Source organism: Streptomyces rhizoryzae, assembly GCF_023155275.1.
GTDB lineage: Bacteria > Actinomycetota > Actinomycetes > Streptomycetales > Streptomycetaceae > Streptomyces > Streptomyces rhizoryzae.
The window spans coordinates 190,803-212,496 of sequence record NZ_JALMUV010000004.1 but is presented as its reverse complement, the minus strand read 5'-3'; the positions used below and the strand labels follow the sequence as shown (position 1 = coordinate 212,496).

Below are 21,694 nucleotides of genomic sequence, written 5' to 3'. Positions count from 1 at the left end.
CACCGCACCGTACCCTGGTCAGGTGACCACCACCGCCTCCGGCTCCGGGCCGGCCGCCGACTCCGCCGACGTCCGCCGCATCGCCCTCGCCCTCCCGGGGACGGTGGAGAAGGAAGCCTGGAGCATGCCCACCTTCCGGGTCGCCGGGAAGATGTTCCTCACCGTGCCGGACGACGAGACCTCCGTCGCGGTGCGCTGCCCGATCCTCGAACGCGGCGAGCTGATCGCCGCCGAGCCGGAGAAGTTCTGGGTCCCGCCCCACGAGGCCGGCTCGCACTGGGTGCGGGTGCGCCTGGCCGCCCTCGACGACCTGGACGAACTCCGCGACATCCTGGTCGACTCCTGGCGGCAGGCGGCCCCCGCCGACCTCGTCGCGGAGTACCTCACGGCGCACTGAACTCCCGCCCGAAATCCGCGTCGGGCAGCAGGACGGCGGCCCCCTGCACCCGGTCGCCCGCCAGGTCCGCGAGCGCCTGCGGCGCCCGGCCGAGCGGGTACGGGCTGACCGTGACCCGGATCCCGATCCGCGCCGCGGTCTCCAGGAACTCCCGCCCGTCCTGCCGGGTGTTGGCCGTCACGCTGCGCAGGTTCCGCTCCTGGAAGAGGTGGTCCCGGTACACCAGCGGCGGGATGTCGGTGAGGTGGATCCCGGCGACCGCCAGCGTCCCGGAGCGGTCCAGCGCGGCCAGCGCCACCGGCACCAGGTCCCCGACCGGTGCGAAGAGGATCGCCGAGTCCAGCGGCTCGGGCGGGCGGTCGTAGGCGTCCCCGACGCTCACCGCGCCCAGTTCGCGGGCCAGTTCGCGGGCGCGCGCGGAGCGGGTCAGCACATGCACCCGTGCGCCCTCGGCCAGCGCGACCTGGGCCGCCAGGTGCGCCGAGCCGCCGAAGCCGTACAGGCCCAGCCGGCCGCCCGGCGGCAGCGCGCTGCGGCGCAGCGCGCGGTAGCCGATGATCCCGGCGCACAGCAGCGGCGCCAGCGCCGCGGCGCGCTCCGACTCCGGCAGCGGGTAGGCGTAGTCGGCCGGCAGCAGCGTCAGGTCGGCGAAGCCGCCGTCGGCGTCCCAGCCGGTGTACCGCGAGGCGGGACAGAGGTTCTCCGCGCCGGCCCGGCAGTAGCGGCACTCCCCGCAGGTGCCGCGCAGCCAGGCACCGCCCACCCGGTCGCCGGGGGCGAAGAGCGTCACCTGCGGACCCGTGGCCGCCACCCGCCCGACGATCTCGTGTCCCGGTACGGTGGCCGGCCGGTGCGGCGGAAGATCACCCTCAGCGAGATGCAGATCCGTACGACACACACCGCAAGCCTCCACCCTCACCAGCAGCTCGCCGGGCCCCGGCTCCGGGACGGGCCGGCGCACCGCCGCCAGCGGCCCGGTGGCCATCGGCCCCGGCCGCTCGACGGCCCACCCGGACAGCGTCTCCGGGTGCGCGGCGGACGCCATACCCCCAGCGTCACGCCCGCCCGCCACCGGGGCAAACGCGGCGCCGGCCTGGCCTGATCGCACCCGGCCAACTTCTACAGTGATGTAGATTTCCGGACGACTTCCGTAACCGACGACGAGGAGAGGATGTCCCGTGGGCATCATCAGCTGGATCGTGCTCGGGCTCCTGGCCGGGGCGATAGCCAAGTTCCTGCTTCCCGGACGCGACCCGGGCGGGCTGGTGGGCACCACGCTCATCGGGATCGCCGGGTCGTTCATCGGCGGCTGGCTGTCCGCGAAGTTCCTGCACCGGCCGGTGGCCCACGACTTCTTCGACGTCGCCACCTGGATCGCGGCCATCGCCGGCGCCCTGGTCCTGCTCATTCTCTACCGGCTGCTCTTCGGCAACTCCCGGGACTGACCGGACGCCGGCCCGGCCGGCCGTGCGGCCCGCCGCCGGTGCCCGTACCGGAATCCCGGCTTCTCTAGTGCGGCGGACCGCGGATTCACCGGCGGAAACCGGAACTGCCGCGCCGGCACGTCCGTTTCCAGGGCAGACCGACATATGGGGAATCAGATGACTGTGAATTTGAGCAAGGGCCAGAAGGTCAGCCTGAGCAAGGCCGACGGCGGCGCGCTGACCGTCGTCCGCATGGGGCTGGGGTGGCGGGCCGCCCGCCGCAAGGGCTTCCTCGCCCGGCTCACCGCCCGCGAGATCGACCTCGACGCCTCGGCGGTGCTGTTCGCCGCCGGCCAGCCGGTGGACGTGGTCTTCTTCCAGCATCTGGTCAGCGACGACGGGTCGGTGCGGCACACCGGCGACAACCTCGTCGGCGGCCAGGGCGGTGACGACGAGTCAATTCTGGTCGACCTCCAGAAGGTCCCCGCGCGGATCGACCAGATCGTCTTCACCGTCAACTCCTTCACCGGCCAGACCTTCCAGGAGGTGGAGGACGCCTTCTGCCGCCTGGTCGACGAGACCACCGGCCAGGAGCTGGCGCGCTACACCCTCTCCGCCGGCGGCCCGCACACCGCCCAGATCATGGCCAAGGTCTTCCGGGGGGACGGCGGCTGGCAGATGGCGGCGCTGGGCGAGCCCGCCCAGGGCCGTACCTTCCAGGACCTGATGCCCGAGATCGCCGCGCATCTGTGACGCCGGCACCGGCGCGCCCCCGGCCGCGGTGGCCGGGGGCGCGCCGGTGGCCAGGGGCGGCCAGGAGCGGCCAGGGGCGGCCGGGAGCGCGCACCGGCCCTGATCACGGCAGTTCCCCGGGCGCGGCCGGCCCGGAGAAACCGGGCCGCCCGAAGTCGGGACTGCCGAAGTCCGGGCTGCCGAAGTCGGGGCTGCGGAAGTGCGGGCTGCTGAAACCAGGTCTGCCGAAGGCGGTACTCCCGGAGTCCGGAGCACCGGCATCGGCACCGCCGTGGCCGGCGCCGCTGACCTCGGCACCGCCGACACCGGCCGTCCCGGCATCGGGGCGGCTCAACTCCCGTCCGCCGAAGCCCGTTCGGCCCGGCCGCTCCGGCACCGTGGCCTCCGGCACCGCGGCATCCCGGGGCCTGGCGTCCCGGGCCGCGGCGCCCAGGGATGTCGCGTCCCGGATCGCGGCGTCCCGGCCCGCCGCTTCCCGGATCGCCGTGTCCCGGGCCGCCGTTTCCGAGCGGCCGACGGGGCCCGGGACCGCCTCGTCGGGCGTGCCGGGACCGGTGCGCCCGGACGGCGCCGGACGGGCCCCCGCCGCCTCACCGCCCACCCCGGCCGCGGCCGGCCGGGGGAGGGCGGGCCGCCCGCCGCCGGTCGCGCCGTCCGCCGCGCCCTCCAGCCGGCCGAGCAGGAACGGCATGATCCCCCGCTCCAGCAGGGCCAGTTGCCAGGCCGCCCGGGCCCGGACGACGGCCGGATCGGTGTCGGCGGGCGCCCCGGCCCCGGCCGCCGCGCGGTTGCGCGACGCCGCCACCAGCAGCCATCCCAGCCCGGTCAGCGTCGCCACCCCGGCGACCACGGCGGCCGTCCAGCCGGCCGTGACCAGTTCGTCGGTGAGCGGGGAGGCGCCGACCACCGCCCGCAGCCCGAAGCCGATCAGCAGGAACACCACCGCGGCGGTGGCGGCCAGGGACGGCACCAGCACGCCCAGCGCGGGCAGCACCCCGCCGCTGCGGGAGGCCGTGCCCGGGTCCGGCGGGGGCACCGCGGACGGCCCCCCGGCCGCGGCGGCACGCAGCCGGACGACCTCGCGGTACTCGGCGGACGCCGTGGCGGCCAGCGCGTCGCGCGCCGCGAGGGCCGCGCCGCGCAGCTGCCCGGCGTCGGGCGAACCGGCCGCGCGCCGCAGCGCCGCCCTGATCTCCGGGGCGTCCAGGGCCTGGTCCAGGGCGTGCTCGAACGCGGGCGCGTCCGGTGCCTCTAAGCGGTCGTGTGGGTGCACGTGTCTTCCCCGATGGGTCGAGAGCGGAGGTTGCCCGGCGTCCGGGCCGGTGGCCGGCCGCGCCCCGGGGGACGCGGCGCCGGTACGGCCGCCGTCCGGACAACGTGGTTGCGCTCCTTGATGGTTCCCTGATTGCGCAATCCCTAAAGTGTGGCGCATGGACGACATGGACGCGAGGGGGATCGCGGTGCGGGACGGGACGGATGGCCGGACGGTGGGGGACCGGACGGCGGGGGAGCGGTGGGAGGCGGCCGTGCTCTGCGGCGGCCCCGCGGACGGGGTCCGGGTGCGGGTGGCCGGCCGGCCCGGTGTGCTCCAGGTCAGCCGCCCCTGCCGGGTGGAGGACGCCCCGGAGGGGATGCGGATCGCGGCGTTGCACATCTACCGCCGCGACCTGAAGGTGAAGACCGAGCCGCTGCGGTACGGCTTCGACGGGGTGAGCCCCTGAGGGATCCCGGCGGCGGGCCGCCCGCGGGCGGCGTCAGGGTGCGGTGTGCGGCCCGGACTCCCGCTCCGGCCGGCCGGTGCCGGGTGCTTCGGGGTCCGTGCCGCCGGGTACGGACCCGGTGGCGGCGGCGCCGGGTGCCGGGTGGAGCGTGCGCGGAGCCTCCGCCGGCGCCTGCGGCCCGGCGGATCCGGCCGGTGCGGCCGGGCCCGCGGTGTGGGTGGCGGTGGGCGGCGTACCGTCGTCGTGCTTCATCGCCGTGGCCTCGCTCTTGAGGATCCGCAGCGACTTGCCCAGCGCCCGGGCGGTGTCGGGCAGCTTCTTCGAGCCGAAGAGGAGAATCACCACGAGCGCCACGATCAGCAGATGCCAGGGTTCCAGTCCGTTGCGCAGCATCGCTGCCACCCTTCTCTCGTTGTCACCACAGTCGGTTCCCGCGGCCCCGGTCGTGCGGATCCGGCCGGAGCTTCACTTGCTACATTGCGCAACTGTATAACCCACGGCGCGGGGAACCGACTGCCGCCGGAGATCGCACGGACGAGGGTGCACACGTGACACGCAGCCACACCGCACGGGCCGCAGCCGGGAGCGGGGACGGGGCGGGCCGGGGGAGCCGGCGCGGCGGGGTCCGGACCGCGGCCGCGGTGACGCTGTCGGCCCTGGTGCTGCTGGTCGCCGGATCCGGCTGGCTCTACCTCCAGCTCAACGGCGACATCAGCACCTTCGGCGCGGACGGCCTCAGCCGCGACCGGCCCGCGGCCGGCGCCGGCGGCAGCAACGTCCTGGTCATCGGCTCCGACTCCCGGGCCGGCGGCAACCGCCGGCTCGGCGGCGGCGAGGACGGCGTGGGCCGCTCCGACACCGCCTTCCTGCTGCACGTCTACGGCGACGAGCGGCACGCGCTCGCCGTCTCGGTGCCCCGCGACACCCTCGTCGACATCCCGCCCTGCCGGCTGCCCGACGGCACCTGGACCCCGGCCCGGCCCGGCGCCATGTTCAACTCCGCGTTCACCGTCGGCAACACCCCCAAGGGCAACCCGGCCTGCACCCAGAACACCGTCGAGCAGCTGACCGGCCTGCGCGTGGACCACACCGTCGTGGTGGACTTCGCGGGCTTCGCCAGCCTGACCACCGCGGTCGGCGGCGTCCCGGTCTGCCTGCCCCGGGACGTCTACGAGGGGGACCTCGACCCGCACCTCGGCACCCGCGGCCGGCGGGTCTTCGCCCGGGGCCCGCAGACCGTCGCGGGCCGGCGGGCGCTGGACTACGTGCGCCTGCGGCACGGGCTCGGCGACGGCTCCGACATCGGCCGGATCAAGCGCCAGCAGGCGTTCGTCGGCGCGCTGATCAAGAAGGTCAAGGCGCAGGGCATGAGCCCCGGCAAACTGCTGCCGCTGGCCCGGGCGGCCACCGCGGCGCTGACCGTCGACCCCGGCCTGGGCTCCGCCGACCGGCTGCTGGCCTTCGCCCTGTCGATGAAGAACATCGATCTGCACAACACCAAGTTCCTCACCGTGCCCTGGCGCTACCAGGGCGCCCGGGTCGCGGTCGTCCACCCGGACGCCGACCAGCTGTGGGCCGCGCTGCGCGCCGACCGCACCGTGGACGGCCAGGACGCCGGCGGCCCGGCCCGCCCCGGCGCGGCCGGCGACGGCAAGCACCCGGCGGCGCCCGGCGCCGGCCCCGCGCCCGCCGGGCCCGCCCCGGCCGGTGTCGCGGTCGCGGTCTACAACGGCACCACCGTCCCCGGCCTCGCCGCCCACGCCGCCGGGGAGCTGCGGGCCGCCAGCTTCACCGTCACCCGCACCGGCACCGCCGCCGACCAGCAGCACACCGCCACCGTCATCGGCTTCGGACCCGGCGGGCAGGACCGGGCCCGGACCGTCGCCCGGTACTTCCCCGGCGCGGTGCTCCGGCAGACCGCCGTCCCCGGCGTCACCGTCACGCTGGGCCGGACCTACGCCGACGGGCCCGTCCCCGGCGCCGCCACCCCCGCCCCGCCGGGCCGCCTCGGGGGAGCCGCGCGCTCCGCGGACGACGACCCGTGCGCGGATCTCTCGTACGGTTAGGCACTGTCGTCACCACCCGGGGCGGCACACCGCGGGGCGGACACCGGGACCGGTACGCCGCACCGCGGCCGGGCCGCCCCGGGCCCCCCAGGACGTTGAGGAGAAGATCAGCCCCATGTCAGCCCTCCGCCGGCCCTCGCCCGGCGTTCTGCCCGGAGTCCTGCCCAGAGCCCTGACGGTTCTGCTGCTGGCGGCCGTGGCGCTGCTCGCCGGGGCGGCCGTGCTGCCGCGGCCGGCCGCCGCCGCGGGCAGCGGCCTGGACACCGTCGCCGAAGCCCTGCGGAAGAGCCCGGTCTACGTCGACCCGCGGGTGCGCGACCAGCTCCCGGACGCCGACCGGGACGCCCTCGCCCGGAAGATACGCGACGCGGACAAGCCGGTCTTCGTCGCCGTCCTGCCCGAGACCGCCGAATTCCCCCAGGCCACCCTGCTGCGGGACCTGCGCACCAAGGTCGGCGTCACCGGCGTCTACGCCGTCCACCTCGGCGCCGACGGGTTCAACGCCGGCGCCGACCGCCAGGTGCTGCCGCGCAACGCGGTCGCCAACCTCAAGAGCGCCGCGAAGGGCGCGCACCGCGGTGACGCCAAGGGCATGGTGACCGAGTTCGCCGAACAGGCCGCCGCCCAGGCCCGCGGCGAGGCGCCCGCCTCGTGGGGCGGGACCGGCTCCGGCGGCTCCGCCACCGGCCTGCTGGTCGGCGGCGCCGTGGTGGTGGCCGGCGGCCTGGGCGGCTACGCCCTCTTCCGCCGGGCCAGGAAGCAGCGCGAGGAGCGGGAGCGCGCCGCACTGGACGCGCTGCGGGTGGTGGTCGACGAGGACATCACCGCCTTCGGCGAGGAGCTGGACCGGCTCGACTTCAGCCCGTCCGAGCCCGGCGCCACCGACACCATGCGCGCCGACTACACCAGCGCCCTGGACGCCTACGACCTGGCCAAGACCCGGATGTCCGAGGCCCGCCGCCCCGGGGACGTGCAGGCGGTGACCGCGGCCCTGGAGGACGGCCGGTTCGCGCTGGCCACCCTGGCCGCCCGCCGCACCGGCGCCCCGCTGCCCGAGCGCCGGCTGCCCTGCTTCTTCGACCCGCGGCACGGCCCCTCCACCACCGACGTCCAGTGGGCCCCGCCCGGCGGCGCCCCGCGCCCGGTCCCGGCCTGCGCCGCCGACGCCACCCGCGTCGCCGACGGCCGGGAACCGCTGACCCGCACCGTGCAGACCCCCGGCGGCCCGCAGCCGTACTGGGACGCCGGACCGGCCTACTCCCCGTGGGCCGGCGGCTACTTCGGCGGCGGCAGCGTCCTGACCGCCATGGTCGCCGGTACGGTGCTCGGCTCGGTGCTCAGCGCCCCGTCCGCGTTCGCCGACTCCCCGTCGTTCGGCGGCGGGCCCGAGGGCGGCACCGAGTCCGGCGCCGACTTCAACCCCGCGGACTTCGCGGGCGGCTTCGGCGACGGCGGCGGCTTCGACGGCGGCGGGTTCGACGGCGGCGGCGACTGGTGAGCCGCCCGCCCCGGCCGCCGCACTGACCGGCCGCGAGGGCGTGCCCGCGGATCAGCCCAGCGCTGCCCGGGGCACGCCCTCGCCGCGTTCCCGGCGCGCGTACCGCGTCCGCGCGAACGCCAGCGCCGCGCCGTAGAGCGTCAGGACGGCCGCCAGCAGCGGGTAGTACAGCGGCGGCGGCGCCGACATGGCCAGCAGCGGGGCGAGCGGCGAGACCGGCAGCAGCAGCCCGACCACCGCCAGCGCGGTCACCGCCAGCGGGACCGGCCCCGGCGCCCGGCCCTCGGCCGCCCGCCGCCCGGTCCGCAGCAGCAGCATCACCAGCCCCTGGGTCAGCAGGTTCTCGGTGAACCACCCGGCGTGGAACACCGTCGGGCTGTCCGTCCCGGACGTGACGTGCGCCGAGAACGCCAGCACCCCGAACGTCGCCAGGTCCGCCGAGGCGTTGATCAGGCCGAACACCGAGATGAAGCGGAGGAAGACCCGCGGCCGCAGCACCGCCGGGCGGCGCGCCGCGCCGGGCGCGGGCCGGTCGAAGGCGAGCGAGAGCTGCGCCGCGTCGAAGCAGAGGTTCTGCACCAGCACCTGCGCCGGCAGCATCGGCAGGAACGGCAGCAGCAGCCCCGCCGCCAGCATCGCGATCACGTTGCCGAGGTTGGACGACAGGGTGATCCGCAGATACGCGGCGATGTTGCCGCTGGCGTGCCGGCCCGCGGTGATCGCCCGCTCGATCGCGGTCAGGTCCTTCTCGGCCAGCACCACATCGGCGCCCTCCCGGGCCACCGGCACCGCCCCGCGCGGGCAGATCCCCACATCGGCCGCGTGCAGCGCCGGCAGGTCGTTGACCCCGTCGCCCAGGAAGCCGGTGGTGTGCCCGGCGGCCCGCAGCGCCGTCACGATCCGGGCCTTGTCCTGCGCGGTGCAGCGCGCCACGACCGTCGCCCGGCCGACCGCCTCGGCCAGCGCGGGGCCCGCCAGCCCGGCCAGCCGGCCGGCGGTGAGCACCTCGCCGGGCGCCAGCCCCAGGTCCCGGCAGGCCCGGGCCGCGGTGCCCGGGTGGTCGCCGGTCAGCACCTTCACCGCCACCCCGCGCCCGGCCAGCGCCCGCAGCGCCTCGTCCGCCGACGGCGCCAGCGCGTCGCTGAGCGCCACGAAGCCCAGGAACGTCAGCCCCCGCACGTCCGCGTCGCCGTATCCGCCGAGCCGCGGGCGGCGCTCGGCGCGGGCCACCGCCAGCAGCCGCAGCCCCCCGTCCGCCTCCTCGGCGGCGCACCGCAGCAGCCGCTCCCGCGCCGCCTCGTCCAGCACCCGGTCCGTCCCGTCGGCGCCGCGCAGCCGGGCGCAGCGGGCCAGCACGTCCTCCACCGCGCCCTTGACGACCAGCGTGTGGGTGCCGTGCCGGCCCGGGCGGCGGACCACCGCGGTGGACATCCGCACCACCGGGTCGAACGGCAGCGCCGCGACCCCGTCGTACTCCAGCGGATCCGCGCCCCCCTCGTCCGCGGCCGCCAGCACCGCCTCGTCCAGCGCGTCCGGCACCGGCAGCTCGGCCAGCTCGATGGTCCAGAAGCTGTTCACCGCCGCCCAGCGCAGCACCTCCGGGTCGGGGCCGCCGTCCGGTCCCGTGGACCGCACCACGACCGGCCGGTCCTGGGTGAGGGTGCCGGTCTTGTCCAGGCACAGCACATCGATCGCACCGAGATCGTGCAGCGCGGGCAGCCGTTTGACGATCACACCGCTGGTCCGGGCCAGCAGCGCGGCACCCCGGGCCAGCGCGGTCGTGACGATCACCGGCAGCATCTCCGGCGTCAGCCCCACCGCGACCGCCACCGCGAACGGCAGCGTCTCCAGGCCCCGCCCGCGCAGCGCCGCGTTGGCCATCAGCACCAGCGGCGGCGTCAGCAGCATGAACCGGATCAGCGTCCAGGCGATGCCGTGCACCGAGCGGTCGAAGGCGGTCTCGCCGCGCCGCCGGGCCCGCTCGCGGTACGCGGCGGCGAACCGGGTGTCCGCGCCGGTCGCCACCACCAGCGCGGTCCCGCTGCCGGTCGCCACGCTGCTGCCCAGGAAGCACATGTGCGGCGGCTCGTCCGCGTCCGGGCCGCCGCCGGGCGGGGCGTCCTGCGCCCGTTTGGGCACCGGCGCGGACTCCCCGGTCAGCGCCGCCTGGTGCACCGTCAGCCCGTTCGCCCGCAGCAGCCGGACGTCGGCCGGCACCAGGTCGCCGGGGCCCAGCCGCACCACGTCCCCGACCACCACCTGGTCGACCGGGACCTCCCGCAGCCGCGGCGGCTCGTCCGGCCCGGCCCGGCGCTGCACCGCGGCGGTGGTGGCGACCAGCTCCCGCAGCGCGGCCATCGCCCGCCCGGCCTGGTGCTCCCCGCCGGACCGCAGCGCGCAGCTCACCACCACCAGCGTCATGATCACGCAGGCGGTGCCCCAGGACGCCACGGCCGCCGAGACCAGCCCCAGGCACAGCAGCACCGTGGTGAACGGATCGCGCAGCGCGCCCAGGAAGCGGCGCGGCCAGGACACCGGCCGCCACGACGGCACGGTGTTCTCGCCCAGCCGCGCCAGCCGCTCCTCGGCCTGCGCGTCGGTCAGCCCGCGCGGCCCGCTGTCCAGCCGCCGCATCAGCTGGAGCGGTGTCAGCGCGGCCGGCTCCAGCCGCCCGGCACCGCGCGGCGGCCGCTCCTCGTCCGCGTACACCCCACCGGCACCCGGGGGCACCCGGCCCGCCCCCGGCGCCGCGGTGGTCTCAGGCACCGATCCCCCGCCGGCGGGCCGGTGCGGGGCCGGTGGCGCGGGCGGTGAGCTGGTCGAGGAGGGTGCGCATGACGGTGACGGTGTCGGGGTCGTCGACGAAGTAGACCACCCGGCGGCCTTCGCGGCGGGAGCGGACGAGTCCGGCGAGCTTGAGTTTGGACAGGTGCTGGCTGACCGCGGGCAGGGCGCCGCCGACCCGTTCGGCCAGGCCGCTGACGTCGCTCTCGCCCTGGGCCAGGGCCCAGACGATGTGCAGCCGCGGGGGCGAGGCCAGCAGGCCGAACACCGCGGCCGCCTCGGCCAGCACCTCCGCGGACGGATCGGCCGCCGGGCCCCTGCCCTCGATGCTCCGCACCACTGCCGCTCTCCGTCCCTCCGGGAACCCCTCGTCCCGGAGCGCCCAGTGTAGGCGGCGCGCCGGGCCCGCCGGCAGGCCGCGGCCGCGTGCCGAACAGCCCCGTGCGGGGTGCCGCCGCGACCGCCGCCCCGCATGATGGCCAGGGGCCCGACGCGCCCCACGGGCGCCCACCCCACCCACGAGGACTGATCATGGAAGAGACCGGGTCCCGGCCGGACGACCGGGCGCTGCGGACGGCACCGGCCCCGGGCGCCGGACCGCCGCCCCGCGGCCCCCGGCCCGCCGCCCGCCCGCTGCCCTGGCTGGCCGCCACCGGCGCCGCGTTCACCCTCCTCCAACTGCTCCTGGTCGTCCCCGGCTCCGGCCTCGGCTGGGACGAGACGGTCTACGCCGGCCAGGTCGTCCGGGACGTCCCGACCCCCTTCTTCAGCGCCCCCCGCGCCCGCGGCATCACCTACCTCATCGCCCCGGTCGCCGCCCTGACCTCCGACACCACCGCCCTGCGGATCACCCTCGCGGTCCTCTCCGGCGCCGGACTGTGCGGCGCCCTGTGGATCTGGCGGCGACTGCTGCCCACCCGGGTGCTGGTCCTCGGCGGCGCCCTGTTCGCCACCCTGTGGATCACCCTCTACTACGGCCCGCAGGCCATGCCCAACCTCTGGTCCGCCTACGCGGCGCTGGCCGCCACCGGCTTCTTCCTGCGCGCCGCGGAGGACCGCACGGACCGCCGGGCCCTGGCCGGTCTGCCGTGCGCGGTCGCGGTGGCGGCGCTGATGCGCCCGCCGGACGCGGTCTGGCTGGTCCTGGTGCCCGCGGTGGCGGCGCTCGCGGTGCCCCGGTGGCGGCGGCCCGCCCTGGTGCCCCTGCTGGCCGGCGGGCTGCTGCTGGGCGCCGCGGACTGGATCGCCGAGGCGTACCTCCGCTTCGGCGGCCTGGCCGCCCGGCTGCACCGCGCCGCCGAGATCCAGGGCGGCATCGGCTGGCACCTCGCCGTCGACGACCAGATCCGCAGCCTGGACGGGCACGGGCTGTGCCGCCCCTGCGACGTGCCGTGGAGCCACCCCGTCACCGCGGTGTGGTGGTTCGCGCTGCCGCTGCTGACGGCCGGCGGCGTGCTGGCCGCGGCGCGCGCCCGCCGGCTGTCCACCGCGCTGCTGCCGGCCGCCGTGGCCCTGGCCACCGCGGTGCCCTACCTCTTCCTCATCGACTACGCCGCGCCCCGCTTCCTGCTGCCCGCCTACGCCCTGCTGGCGCTGCCCGCCGCCGACTGCCTGTGGCGCGTCGCGGCCCCGGGCGGGCGGCTCCGGGTGCGCGCCGCCGCGGTGACCGCCGCGGCCCTCGCCGCCCACCTGGCCGTCCAGTGCGCCGTCCTGACCGGCAACACCGCCCGCAACCGCCACATGCGCCAGGACTTCACCGCCGCCGCCGCGACCCTGCACCGGCTCGGGGTGCGGCCGCCCTGCGTGCTGAGCGGCGACCACGCCGTGCAGCTCGCCTACTACACCGGCTGCGCCTCCCGGCAGACCGCGGGCCCGGACACCGGCACCACCCCCGGCGGGCTGCGCGCCGCGGCCGCCCGGCAGCCGGTCGCGCTGATCGTCCCGCCGCCCGGCGCCCGGCCCGCCCCGGCCGGCGGCTGGCGGCCCGCGGCACTGGCCGCCACCGGCCGGTTCCGGGGCTACCGGGTCTACCTCTCGCCGCCCCCGGGGAGCGCGGCGCGCCCGGTCACTGCGCGCACTCCGGCGCCGACCGGGTGAGCGCGATCATCGCCACGTCGTCGCCGAGGTTGCCGCCCGCGTACCGCAGCAGGTCGTCGTGGAGCCGCCGCACCAGCGCGGCCGGGTCCAGCTCCTGCCAGCGGGCCAGCCGCTCGGCCAGCGGGTAGAACGCCCCGGAGCGGTCCCGGGCCTCGATCACCCCGTCGGTGTAGAGGAGCAGCACCTCGTCCGGGCCGAACGCGAAGCGCTCGGTCTTGTAGTCGCTCTCGTCCGGGGTGCCCAGCCCCAGCGGCACCGACGGCTCGGCGACCTCCAGCGCCCGCACCTCGCCCTTCCGCAGCAGCAGTGGCGGCGGGTGCCCGCAGTTGACCAGCTCGACGCACGGGCCGTCGTCGGGGACGTCCAGGACCAGGGCGGTGATGAAGGACTCCGGGTCCTCCTCGGGGGCGTGCGCCATGTTCCAGTGCACCGAGTTGCCCAGGTGCGCCACCGCGGCGGGCAGCGGGAGGTTCCGGTAGGCCGAACCGCGGAACGCGCCGATCAGCGTCGCGGCCTCGCCGATCGCGGCCAGCCCCTTGCCGCGGACGTCCCCGATGACCAGCCGGGTGCCGCCGGGCACCGGCACCGCCCCGTAGAGGTCGCCGCCGATCTCCGCCTCGGCCTCCGCCGCGATGTACGCCGACTCGATCCGCAGCCGCCCCATCCGGCGCGGCAGCGGCCACAGCAGCACCTGCTGGGCCGCCACCGCCACCTGCCGCACCAGGCCGAGCTGCCGCTGGTGCCGGTCGCGGGCGTACCGGAAGAGCGTCACCAGCACCGAGAGCACCGCCAGGGCGGCGATCTGCGCCTGGTGGTTGGCGGTCGTCACCCCGCCGTGCAGGTGGCCGATGAGGACCTGCGCGGCGACCGCCAGCGCGCCGACGGCACCGGTGACCCGGGGCCCGGCGAACGAGGCGGTGAGCGCGGGCGCCGCCACCAGGAACGGCCCCAGGTGGATGGTGGTGGGGGCGCTGATGTCCAACGCGGTGATCAGTGCGATCAGCGCGAGCGGCAGCGCGAGCAGCCCGTGGCGCAGCCGCCAGCGCGGGCCGCTGCGGGGTGCACCGTGCCGGACGCGCATACCTCCTCTTTACACCTGCGGCGGCCCCGGCGCCCGCAGGCCGCCGGGGCCGCCGCAGGTCGCGGCCGGGTCAGGCGCCCGGCGGCAGGTGCGCGGGCCGGCCCGCACCGCGGGTCAGGCGGTAACCGCCGATCCCGGCCAGCGCCGCCAGCACACCGCCCACCGCGGTCCACACCCAGCGGTCCGACCACCAGCCGTGGGACCAGCCGCCGTCCGGCGCCGACCCGTCCGCCGGGCCGCCGGGCTGCGGCTGCGGGGCGGCCGCCCCGGTGCCGGGCACCAGCGGCGCGGCCAGCTTGCCGTCCACCGCCTGCGCGCCGCCGGTGTCGGCCGCGGTCGCCTCGACCTCGGCCCGCACCGGCTGCCCGAGGTCCTCGGCCGGCAGGCCCACGGCGGTCAGTCGGACGTAGTAGCTGCCCGGCAGCGGGTCGTTGGACCACTGCTCGGCCCAGCCGCGCACGGTGCGCAGCGCGCAGGTCAGCTCGACCGTCCCGGCGTCCGGGGCCGCCGTCCTGGTCTGCGCGCCGAAGCGGCATGCCTGGCGGCGGCGCAGCCCGTCGTAGACGTCCAGCTGCCAGGTGGCCGAGCCGTGCCGGGCCGCCTTCGGGAGGGTGACCGCGGCCTTGACGGTGACCTGCTGGCCGGCGTCGGCCGGCAGCACCCAGTACAGGTAGTCACCGGTGGAGGCGTCCGCGGTGGCCCGCTGGTCCAGGGCGATCGGGGTGGCGGTACGGAAGGAGGTGCCGGCCTCGGTGGGGCCCTGGGCGGTGTCCCCGCCGTCGCCCGTGCTCGTGCTCGCGCTCGGGGCGGGGCTGTCGGCGGCGGCCGTCCCGGCGCCCGCCACCGTCCCGGCGAACGCCAGTCCGGCGGCGCTCAGCAGCAGTGCGGCCGCCGCGCCGCGGCGGGCCTTGGGTCCTCGTGCGGTACGCATCAGTTGGTCCTCCAGACGGTGACGCGCCAACGGGAGATCCAGCCCCACACCAGGCCGCCCAGCAGACCGGTGAGCGCCAGGGCGGCGAGCAGCCACCAGCCCCGGCCGAGGCCGAAGGAGGCCACGTCCGAGGCGTCGTGCGGACCGTCGACGACATCGACGGCCAGCTCCACCGGCAGACCCGGCTCGGTCTTGACCGACGGCGCCGCCGAGAAGGAGTTGCTGACCTGGAGGCAGACCGTCTCGGGCGCGTCCGCGGCGGCGCCGGAGGCACCGGTGTCGGACTTGGCGTAGCGCAGCCCGGTCGAGATCACGTCGGTGCGGCCGTCACCGGCCTCCGCACCGCGCACGATCTCCCGGCCGCTGAGCGTGGAGGCCCGCAGCAGCACCCCGTAGTCGTTGTCGACCGCGCGGTCCGCGGCGACGCTCACCGACGCGCGCAGCTCCTGGCCCGGCTTGACGTCCACCCGGTACCAGCGGTGCTCGGCGAACTTCTCGCGGTCGCTGTAGAGGCCCGGCTTGAGCTCCGGGGCCCCGGCGCAGGCCGCGGTGCCCGCGACCGCCACCGGGGTGGCCACCGGCCGCGCCGTGCGGTCCACCAACTGGTGTACCCGCTTGCGGAGTTGGTCGGTGTGCTGCACCGAGGTGTAGGTGCCGCCGGTCGCCTCGGCGATGCAGCTCAGCTGGCTGCGGGTCTTGGCGTCCGGCAGCAGGCCGAGGGTGTCGACGGTCAGGTGGATGCCCTGGGCGGCGATGTCGCGGGCCACCTGGCAGGGGTCGAGCGGCTGGCAGGTGTCCTCGCCGTCGGTGATCAGGACGATCCGGCGCTGGCCGTCACCGCCCTTGAGGTCCTTGGCCGCCGCCTGGAGGGCCGGGCCGATCGGCGTCCAGCCGGTGGGCGCCAGGGTGGCCACCGCGGTCTTCGCCTCGGTCCGGTCGAGGGGGCCGACCGGGTAGAGCAGCTTGGTGTCCGTGCAGCCGACCTGCCGGTCGTTGCCGGGATAGGTGGCGCCCAGCGTCCGTATGCCGAGCTGCACGTCCTTCGGTACCGCGTCCAGCACTTCGTTGAACGCCTGCTTCGCGGCGGCCATCCGGCTCTGCCCGTCGATGTCCCGGGCCCGCATGGAGCCGCTGACGTCGAGGGTCAGCTCCACCTTGGGGGTGGGGTGCGCGGGGGGTTCGCCGGCGGCGGCCGGAGTGGGCGCGAGGCTCACCGCCATCGCGGCGAGCACCCCGCACACCCCGGCCGCCAGCCGGGTGCTGATGATGCGTCTGGTGATCCTTCTGGTGATCATCGCCGGATCGTATGGAGAAATCGGCGCGACGGCCAAAACGGCCCCGGCGCGGGCCGCGCGGGGCCCGCCGAGGGCCCCGGCGAGGGCCCCGGCGAAGGCCCCTCGGTCCCGGCCGCCGGCTGCCGTCCGGCGCGTGACCTGCGGGCCGGCGGTCCGGGACGGTGGTGCATGATGTGTCGCCGAACGGCCGGCGGGCGCCCGTCCGCCGCCTTCGCCCCGGTGGCACCCGCCGCGCCCCGCCCCGGCGCCGCACCGCTGCCCGGACGCGCCACCTGACGAGGAGACCCATGAGCACGCCCCCTGGCGGCCACGGCGGCCACGGCCACGCCCCCCACGGCGGCCCGGGCCACCCCGCGGCCCCCGGCCCGTACCCCGCCGGGGCCCCCACCGGTCCCGTCCCGCCCCCGGCGCCCTCGTTCCACACGTCCGGGCCCGGCCCCGCCGCCCGCCCCGCGCCGCCGGCCGAGGGCAGGCCGGCGCCCGATGACGGCCCCGCGCCGCGCCGTTCGCGCACCGGCCTGGTGGCGCAGTTCGTGCTTCAGGCCGTCTACCTGCCGCTCTGGGCGCTGCTCGCCACCGGCCTGACCGTGCTGGCGATCTGGCTGGCCGCCAACTCCAACGCCGACGTCGGCCCGCCCCGGGCCGTCTTCGCCTTCGTCCGGACCGGCATCTCCTGGCGGCGGCTGCGCGCCGAGTGGGGCGGCCGGCCGGAGGACTGGCAGCCGTTCACCGAGCCGCTGCTCGCGGCGCGCTTCGCCAAGGCCGAGAAGAACAGCGGCTGGGGCGCCGCCGAACTCCCGCCGAGCGGCGTCCGCCGGGCCACCACCACCCTCGCCCGCCGCCACTCCCGCGGCCTCGGCGCCGCCCGGGTGGACGAGCTCGCGCGCCGGTACGGCTGGGCGGTCGACCGGGACCGCTTCACCTCGGCCGACGAGGTACCGCTCTTCCGCCTGCTGCCGCCCCCGCCGCACCAGGGCGTGCCCGACCCGTACGGGCCGCCGCCCGCGCCCGGCACGCCCTGGGGGCCGCTGCGCTGCCGGGTGCTGATGCCGCTGCTCACCCTCGTCCTCCTGCCGCGGGTGCGCGTTCTGGAGCTGCGCCGCAGCCCGGACGCGTACCTCGCCCACCTGCGCAGGCACCTGGCCGCGGCGTTCGCGGCGGAACTGGCCAGGGACCCGGCCAGGGGCGGCTACCGGCGGGACGAGTGGGGGCGCTTCGCGCGCCGGACCACCGTGCGCAGCCGGCACTTCCGCGGCACCGGCGCGCACGGCGTGCTGCGGGTGGCCGCCGAGCAGGGCTGGCAGCTCGACCCCGCGTACCCGGCCGATCCGCGCCGCCCGCTGCGCCTGTGCCGGCTGGACGACGGGTCCCGGCGGAGCGGCTGACCGGATCGCGGCGCACCCGTCACTGTCCCCGGCCGCCGGAACGCGAGAGGATCCCCGGGGAACCCGCGGGTAACTTCCCGGGCCCCCGGGAAGCGCGGGCCACCGCGGACCGAGCGACGAGGAACGGAGAACCGGCCGATGCCGTCCATGCCCCAGCCCTTCGGCGACTACCAGAACGAGATCTACGCCGCCGGCCTGCGCGGCGAACTGCCCCGCTTCCCCCTGGCGTTCGCCGAGCTGGAGGCGCGCGCCGAGGCGGCGCTCCCGCCGTCGGTGTGGTCGTACGTGGCGGCCGGCGCGGGCGACGAGTTCACCCAGCGGGCCAACGTGACCGCCTTCGAACGCTGGGGCCTGATGCCGCGCATGATGGCGGGCGCCGCCCGACGCGACCTGTCCGTGGGGCTGTTCGGCCGGACGCTGCCGTCGCCGCTGCTGATGGCGCCGATCGGGGTGCTCGGCCTCTGCGCGCAGGACGGGCACGGCGATCTGGCCACCGCCCGGGCCGCGGCCCGCACCGGCGTCCCGATGATCGCCTCGACCCTGTCCGCCGCCCCGATGGAGCAGGTCGCCGCCGAGTACGGCGACACCCCCGGCTACTTCCAGCTCTACACCCCCTCCGACCGGGAGCTGGCCGAGAGCCTGGTCCGCCGCGCCGAGGCGGCCGGCTTCCAGGCCCTGGTGGTCACCCTGGACACCTGGACGCTCGGCTGGCGGCCGCGCGACCTGGCCACCGCCAACTTCCCCCAGCTGCGCGGCCACTGCCTGGCCAACTACACCTCCGACCCGGTCTTCCGCGCCCGCCTCGGCAAGCCCCCGGAGGAGGACCCGGCCGCCGCCGTCGCCCTCTACGCCAGTGTCTTCGCCAACCCGCTGACCTGGGACGACCTGCCCTGGCTGCGCGCGCTGACCGATCTGCCGCTGGTGCTGAAGGGCCTGTGCCACCCCGAGGACGTCCGCCGGGCCCGGGACGGCGGGGTGGACGGCATCTACTGCTCCAACCACGGCGGCCGGCAGGCCAACGGCGGGCTGCCCGCCCTCGACGCGCTGCCCGGCGTGGTGGCCGCCGCCGACGGCCTGCCGGTGCTCTTCGACTCCGGGGTGCGCACCGGCACCGACCTCGTCAAGGCGCTCGCGCTGGGGGCCACCGCGGTCGCCGTCGGCCGCCCCTACGCCTACGGGCTGGCGCTCGGCGGCACCGACGGCGTGGTGCACGTGCTGCGCTCGCTGCTGGCCGAGGCCGACCTGCTGATGGCCGTGGACGGCTACCCGAGCCCGGCCGCCCTCGGCCCGCAGGCCCTGGTGCGCCGCTGAGCGCCGCTTCCGGCCCCGCGCGCCCGGCGGTGCGTAAAGCCCGCCGGGAGCGGGAAGTGGTTAACGGCGAACCGCGCGGGTCGAGTTCGCGGCACCACTTCGAGGGGGGTCTCTTGGCGGTTGCTGTGCCTTCGTCTCCGGAGCCGCTGACTCTGGAACCGCGCCTGGAACCGCCGCTGGCGTCGCTGCTGGGCGCGGGCAACCTCCTCCCCTCGCTCGTCGATGCGCTGGGTTCGCCGCTGAACGTGCTGCTGCCCGAGCAGATCGCCGAGAACGCCGCACGGTTCCGCGCCGCGTACCGCACCCACCGGCTGGGCGGCCGGGTCTACTTCGCGCACAAGGCGAACCGCTCCAGCGCGCTGCTGCGCCGCCTCGCGGCCACCGACGCGGCGGTGGACGTGGCCTCGCTCGGCGAGCTCCAGCACGCCCTGGGCGCCGGTTTCACCCCCGACCGGATCATGGCGACCGGCCCCAAGGACCGCGCGTTCCTGTGGCTCGCCGCCCGTACGGGCGTCACCGTCAACGCCGACTCCGCGGGCGAGCTGGACGAACTGGCCGCGCTGGTGCGGGCGCACCACCTCGCCCGGATACCGGTCCTGGTGCGGCTGTCCGCCTTCGACGGGCCGGGGGCGCGGGTGCTGACCCGGCCGAGCCGCTTCGGCACCCCGGCGGCCGCGCTGGACGGCCTGCTCACGACCCTCGAACGGCACGCCGACGCACTGGAGCTGACCGGCGTCGGCTACCACCTCGACACCACCAGCACCGAGGAGAAGGCCCGCGCGCTGGAGGGCTGCATACGGGCCCTGGACGCCTGCCGGAGCCGGGGACTGCGGCCGCGGGTGGTGGACATCGGAGGCGGCTTCGGCGTCAACTACCTCGCGCACGGCGCGGAGTGGGAGCGCTACACCTCCGAGCTGACCGCCGCGGTGCTGGGCCGCCGCCCGCCGCTCACCTGGCGCGGCCACGGCTACGGCCTCCGCAACGACGGCGGCACCCTGCGCGGCGCGCTCGCCCTCTACCCCGCCCACCGCCCGGTCGCCGGCGCCGGCTACCTCGACGCGCTGCTGGCGCTGCCCGCCCCCTCGTTCGGCGGCCGGCCGCTGGCCACGCTCCTGCTGGAGAACCTCTACGACCTCTGCACCGAGCCGGGCCGGGCCCTGGTGGACCAGTGCGGGGCGGTGCTCGCGCGGGTGCTGGAGGTGCGCCGCACGGACAGCGGGGAGCCGCTGGTGCGGCTGGCGATGAAGGCCGACGACGCCGGGCTGGAGGAGCACGGGGTGCTGGTGGACCCGGTGCTGATCGGCCGGGACGGCGTCCGGGCCGCCCCCGGCGACGGCCCGGCCGCGGGCGTCTACCTGGCGGGCAGCCTCTGCCTGGAGGCCGATCTGATCACCCGCCGGATGGTCTCCCTGCCCCGGCTGCCCCGCCCCGGTGACCTGCTGGCCTTCGCCAACACCGCCGGGTACTGCATGGATTTCCAGACCAGCCGCGCGCAGCGGCAGCCCGTCGCGCGCACGGTCGCCGCCTGGCAGGAGGAGGGCTCCTGGCACTGGTGCCTCGACGAGCAGTACTGGCCGATCACACGTCCAGGGGGAGAGCCATGAGGTACGACAGCATCACCGAGGCCATCGGGAACACCCCGCTGGTGCGGATCGATCCGGCCGTGCACGGTCTGCGCCACATCGACCTGTACGCCAAGCTGGAACTGCTCAACCCCTTCGGGTCGGTGAAGGACCGGGCCGCCTGGAACATGGCCCGGCCCGGCCTGCCCGCCGCCGTGGCGCACGGCAGCCAGGTCGTGGAGCTGTCCAGCGGCAACACCGCCAAGGCCCTCGCGGTGATCGCGGGGATGCACGGGCTGCCGTTCAAGAGCGTCACCAACCGGATGCGGATCCCGGAGATCAAGGACCTGCTCCTGCTGCTGGGCGCGGACATCGAGGAGCTGCCCGGACAGAGCGAGTGCCTGGACCCCTCCAACACCGAGGACCCGCTCACCCTCTTCCACCGGGAACTCTCCGGCCCCGGCAGCAACTACCTCCACACCGACCAGTACTTCAACCCCCGCAACACCGAGGCGCACACCGCCGGCACCGGCCCGGAGATCGTCAAGGACCTGGACGGGTGCGCCCCGGACTGGTTCATCGCCTGCGTGGGCACCGCCGGCTCGTCCACCGGGGTGGCCCGGGTGCTGCGCGAGCACGACCCGCGGGTGCGGGTCGTCGGACTGGTCGCCGCCAAGTCCGACTTCATCCCGGGCATCCGCACCTGGGACGAGGTCCACGAGGTCGGCCTCTTCGACCCGGCGACCTACGACACCGTCGAGGCGGTCAGCTCCGACGAGGCCATCGAGGGCATGCTGGCCCTGGCCCGCCGCTGCGGCATCCTCGCCGGCCCCACCGGCGGCGCCGCGTACCACGGCACAGTGCGCCATCTCCGGGACATCGACGCTGAGTTGACGGCACGTCAGGAAAGCGGTGAGGAGGTGATCCGGCAGTCCGCGGTCTTCATCGTCTGCGACCGGATCGAGAGCTACCTCAGCTACACCAAGCGGCGCCGCCCGGACCTCTTCCGGCAGCCGCCGCGCAAGAACACCCTGGCCGACCTGACCGAATCGGAGATCGCCGCGGCCCCGGCCGTCGGGACACCGGAGGCGCGGCAGTGGATCGAGCGGGACCGGCCGCTCGTCGTCGACCTGCGCAGCCCGTTCGCCTACGCCGCACTGCACATCGAGGGAGCGATCAACATCGTGGACGAGCTCTTCGACGAACTGGTGCGGGGCGGGCTGCCGTTCAGCACCCGTCAGCCGGTGCTGCTGGTCTGCCCTGTCGGCGAGCAGTCCGCCCGCTACGCCGCGCTGCTGACCAGGATGGGCCACCCGGACGTGCGCAGCCTCAGCGGGGGCGTCATCGCCTGGCGGGACGCCGGCGCGCCGCTGGTCAGGGACTGACCGC

19 protein-coding genes are annotated in these 21,694 nt (G+C 76.7%); 11 read left to right on the top strand and 8 right to left on the bottom strand.

Going from position 1 to position 21,694, the window contains the following annotated elements; genetic code table 11:
- Positions 1-22: 22 nt before the first annotated feature.
- On the top strand, positions 23-397 hold the full coding sequence (locus MUU72_RS05760; protein ID WP_248012014.1) for an MmcQ/YjbR family DNA-binding protein: 375 nt from the start codon (positions 23-25) through the stop codon (positions 395-397).
- On the opposite strand, the gene MUU72_RS05755 is transcribed toward MUU72_RS05760, so the two are convergent.
- On the bottom strand, positions 384-1,442 hold the full coding sequence (locus MUU72_RS05755) for a zinc-dependent alcohol dehydrogenase family protein (protein ID WP_248012013.1): 1,059 nt from the start codon (positions 1,440-1,442) through the stop codon (positions 384-386). The genes MUU72_RS05760 and MUU72_RS05755 overlap by 14 nt on opposite strands.
- A gap of 133 nt (positions 1,443-1,575) precedes the next feature.
- Here MUU72_RS05755 and MUU72_RS05750 point away from each other — a divergent pair, with 133 nt between their 5' ends.
- Together MUU72_RS05750 and MUU72_RS05745 are read left to right on the top strand one after the other, a co-directional pair.
- Positions 1,576-1,842 carry a GlsB/YeaQ/YmgE family stress response membrane protein gene (locus MUU72_RS05750; protein ID WP_248012012.1) on the top strand — a complete coding sequence of 89 codons (267 nt, stop codon included), beginning with the start codon at positions 1,576-1,578 and terminating at the stop codon, positions 1,840-1,842.
- 156 nt (positions 1,843-1,998) lie between these two features.
- Positions 1,999-2,574 (top strand): TerD family protein, encoded by a 576-nt coding sequence (locus tag MUU72_RS05745; RefSeq protein WP_248012011.1) that lies wholly within the window; start codon positions 1,999-2,001, stop codon positions 2,572-2,574.
- A 103-nt stretch (positions 2,575-2,677) separates the two neighbouring features.
- On the opposite strand, the gene MUU72_RS35205 is transcribed toward MUU72_RS05745, so the two are convergent.
- Positions 2,678-3,847, bottom strand: a complete 1,170-nt coding sequence (locus tag MUU72_RS35205; protein ID WP_282503687.1) for a hypothetical protein — start codon at positions 3,845-3,847, stop codon at positions 2,678-2,680.
- A gap of 157 nt (positions 3,848-4,004) precedes the next feature.
- Here MUU72_RS35205 and MUU72_RS05735 point away from each other — a divergent pair, with 157 nt between their 5' ends.
- Positions 4,005-4,295 carry a hypothetical protein gene (locus MUU72_RS05735; protein ID WP_248012010.1) on the top strand — a complete coding sequence of 97 codons (291 nt, stop codon included), beginning with the start codon at positions 4,005-4,007 and terminating at the stop codon, positions 4,293-4,295.
- A gap of 33 nt (positions 4,296-4,328) precedes the next feature.
- Here MUU72_RS05735 and tatA read toward each other — a convergent pair whose 3' ends face one another.
- On the bottom strand, positions 4,329-4,688 hold the full coding sequence (tatA, locus tag MUU72_RS05730; RefSeq protein WP_248012009.1) for a Sec-independent protein translocase subunit TatA: 360 nt from the start codon (positions 4,686-4,688) through the stop codon (positions 4,329-4,331).
- A gap of 155 nt (positions 4,689-4,843) precedes the next feature.
- Between tatA and MUU72_RS05725 the strand changes: the two genes are divergently transcribed.
- Together MUU72_RS05725 and MUU72_RS05720 are read left to right on the top strand one after the other, a co-directional pair.
- A complete protein-coding gene (locus MUU72_RS05725) occupies positions 4,844-6,361 on the top strand; it encodes an LCP family protein (RefSeq protein WP_372503001.1) in 1,518 nt (505 codons plus the stop codon).
- A 115-nt stretch (positions 6,362-6,476) separates the two neighbouring features.
- Positions 6,477-7,859: a hypothetical protein gene (locus tag MUU72_RS05720; protein ID WP_248012008.1), complete on the top strand. Its 1,383-nt coding sequence runs from the start codon at positions 6,477-6,479 to the stop codon at positions 7,857-7,859.
- Positions 7,860-7,910: 51 nt separating this feature from the next.
- Here the strand turns inward: MUU72_RS05720 and mgtA are convergent, their stop codons facing one another.
- Both mgtA and MUU72_RS05710 read right to left on the bottom strand, forming a co-directional pair.
- A complete protein-coding gene (mgtA, locus tag MUU72_RS05715; protein ID WP_372503000.1) occupies positions 7,911-10,625 on the bottom strand; it encodes a magnesium-translocating P-type ATPase in 2,715 nt (904 codons plus the stop codon).
- On the bottom strand, positions 10,618-10,983 hold the full coding sequence (locus MUU72_RS05710; RefSeq protein WP_248012007.1) for an ArsR/SmtB family transcription factor: 366 nt from the start codon (positions 10,981-10,983) through the stop codon (positions 10,618-10,620). The genes mgtA and MUU72_RS05710 overlap by 8 nt, the downstream gene beginning before the upstream one ends.
- A 191-nt stretch (positions 10,984-11,174) precedes the next feature.
- Here MUU72_RS05710 and MUU72_RS05705 point away from each other — a divergent pair, with 191 nt between their 5' ends.
- Positions 11,175-12,740: a glycosyltransferase family protein gene (locus tag MUU72_RS05705; protein ID WP_248012006.1), complete on the top strand. Its 1,566-nt coding sequence runs from the start codon at positions 11,175-11,177 to the stop codon at positions 12,738-12,740.
- Here the strand turns inward: MUU72_RS05705 and MUU72_RS05700 are convergent.
- From MUU72_RS05700 to MUU72_RS05690, 3 genes are all read right to left on the bottom strand, one after another.
- Positions 12,709-13,821, bottom strand: a complete 1,113-nt coding sequence (locus MUU72_RS05700; RefSeq protein ID WP_248012005.1) for a PP2C family protein-serine/threonine phosphatase — start codon at positions 13,819-13,821, stop codon at positions 12,709-12,711. The two genes, MUU72_RS05705 and MUU72_RS05700, sit on opposite strands and share 32 nt — an antisense overlap.
- Positions 13,822-13,891: 70 nt before the next feature.
- Complete coding sequence (locus MUU72_RS05695) at positions 13,892-14,752, bottom strand: hypothetical protein (protein ID WP_248012004.1); 861 nt, start codon at positions 14,750-14,752, stop codon at positions 13,892-13,894.
- Positions 14,752-16,047: a VWA domain-containing protein gene (locus MUU72_RS05690; protein WP_248012003.1), complete on the bottom strand. Its 1,296-nt coding sequence runs from the start codon at positions 16,045-16,047 to the stop codon at positions 14,752-14,754. Before MUU72_RS05690 ends, MUU72_RS05695 begins: the two co-directional genes overlap by 1 nt.
- Positions 16,048-16,334: 287 nt before the next feature.
- On the opposite strand from MUU72_RS05690, the gene MUU72_RS05685 reads away from it, so the two are divergent.
- From MUU72_RS05685 to MUU72_RS05670, 4 genes are all read left to right on the top strand, one after another.
- Positions 16,335-17,432 (top strand): hypothetical protein, encoded by a 1,098-nt coding sequence (locus tag MUU72_RS05685; protein WP_248012002.1) that lies wholly within the window; start codon positions 16,335-16,337, stop codon positions 17,430-17,432.
- A gap of 147 nt (positions 17,433-17,579) precedes the next feature.
- On the top strand, positions 17,580-18,743 hold the full coding sequence (locus MUU72_RS05680) for an alpha-hydroxy-acid oxidizing protein (protein WP_248012075.1): 1,164 nt from the start codon (positions 17,580-17,582) through the stop codon (positions 18,741-18,743).
- A 125-nt stretch (positions 18,744-18,868) separates the two neighbouring features.
- Positions 18,869-20,347 carry a Y4yA family PLP-dependent enzyme gene (locus MUU72_RS05675; RefSeq protein ID WP_248012001.1) on the top strand — a complete coding sequence of 493 codons (1,479 nt, stop codon included), beginning with the start codon at positions 18,869-18,871 and terminating at the stop codon, positions 20,345-20,347.
- Entirely contained in the window at positions 20,344-21,690 is a 1,347-nt protein-coding gene (locus tag MUU72_RS05670) for a pyridoxal-phosphate dependent enzyme (RefSeq protein ID WP_248012000.1), read from the top strand. The genes MUU72_RS05675 and MUU72_RS05670 overlap by 4 nt, the downstream gene beginning before the upstream one ends.
- The last annotated feature ends 4 nt before the right edge of the window (positions 21,691-21,694 follow it).

Bases quoted from the DNA above. Each gene is read 5' to 3' on its own strand.
- MUU72_RS05695 (WP_248012004.1), bottom strand. From the start codon at position 14,752: ATGCGTACCGCACGAGGACCCAAGGCCCGCCGCGGCGCGGCGGCCGCA.
- MUU72_RS05670 (WP_248012000.1), top strand. From the start codon at position 20,344: ATGAGGTACGACAGCATCACCGAGGCCATCGGGAACACCCCGCTGGTG.
- MUU72_RS05745 (WP_248012011.1), top strand. From the start codon at position 1,999: ATGACTGTGAATTTGAGCAAGGGCCAGAAGGTCAGCCTGAGCAAGGCC.
- MUU72_RS05690 (WP_248012003.1), bottom strand. From the start codon at position 16,047: ATGATCACCAGAAGGATCACCAGACGCATCATCAGCACCCGGCTGGCG.
- MUU72_RS05755 (WP_248012013.1), bottom strand. From the start codon at position 1,442: ATGGCGTCCGCCGCGCACCCGGAGACGCTGTCCGGGTGGGCCGTCGAG.
- tatA (WP_248012009.1), bottom strand. From the start codon at position 4,688: ATGCTGCGCAACGGACTGGAACCCTGGCATCTGCTGATCGTGGCGCTC.
- MUU72_RS05700 (WP_248012005.1), bottom strand. From the start codon at position 13,821: ATGCGCGTCCGGCACGGTGCACCCCGCAGCGGCCCGCGCTGGCGGCTG.
- MUU72_RS05735 (WP_248012010.1), top strand. From the start codon at position 4,005: ATGGACGACATGGACGCGAGGGGGATCGCGGTGCGGGACGGGACGGAT.
- MUU72_RS05720 (WP_248012008.1), top strand. From the start codon at position 6,477: ATGTCAGCCCTCCGCCGGCCCTCGCCCGGCGTTCTGCCCGGAGTCCTG.
- MUU72_RS05685 (WP_248012002.1), top strand. From the start codon at position 16,335: ATGAGCACGCCCCCTGGCGGCCACGGCGGCCACGGCCACGCCCCCCAC.
- MUU72_RS05680 (WP_248012075.1), top strand. From the start codon at position 17,580: ATGCCCCAGCCCTTCGGCGACTACCAGAACGAGATCTACGCCGCCGGC.
- MUU72_RS05705 (WP_248012006.1), top strand. From the start codon at position 11,175: ATGGAAGAGACCGGGTCCCGGCCGGACGACCGGGCGCTGCGGACGGCA.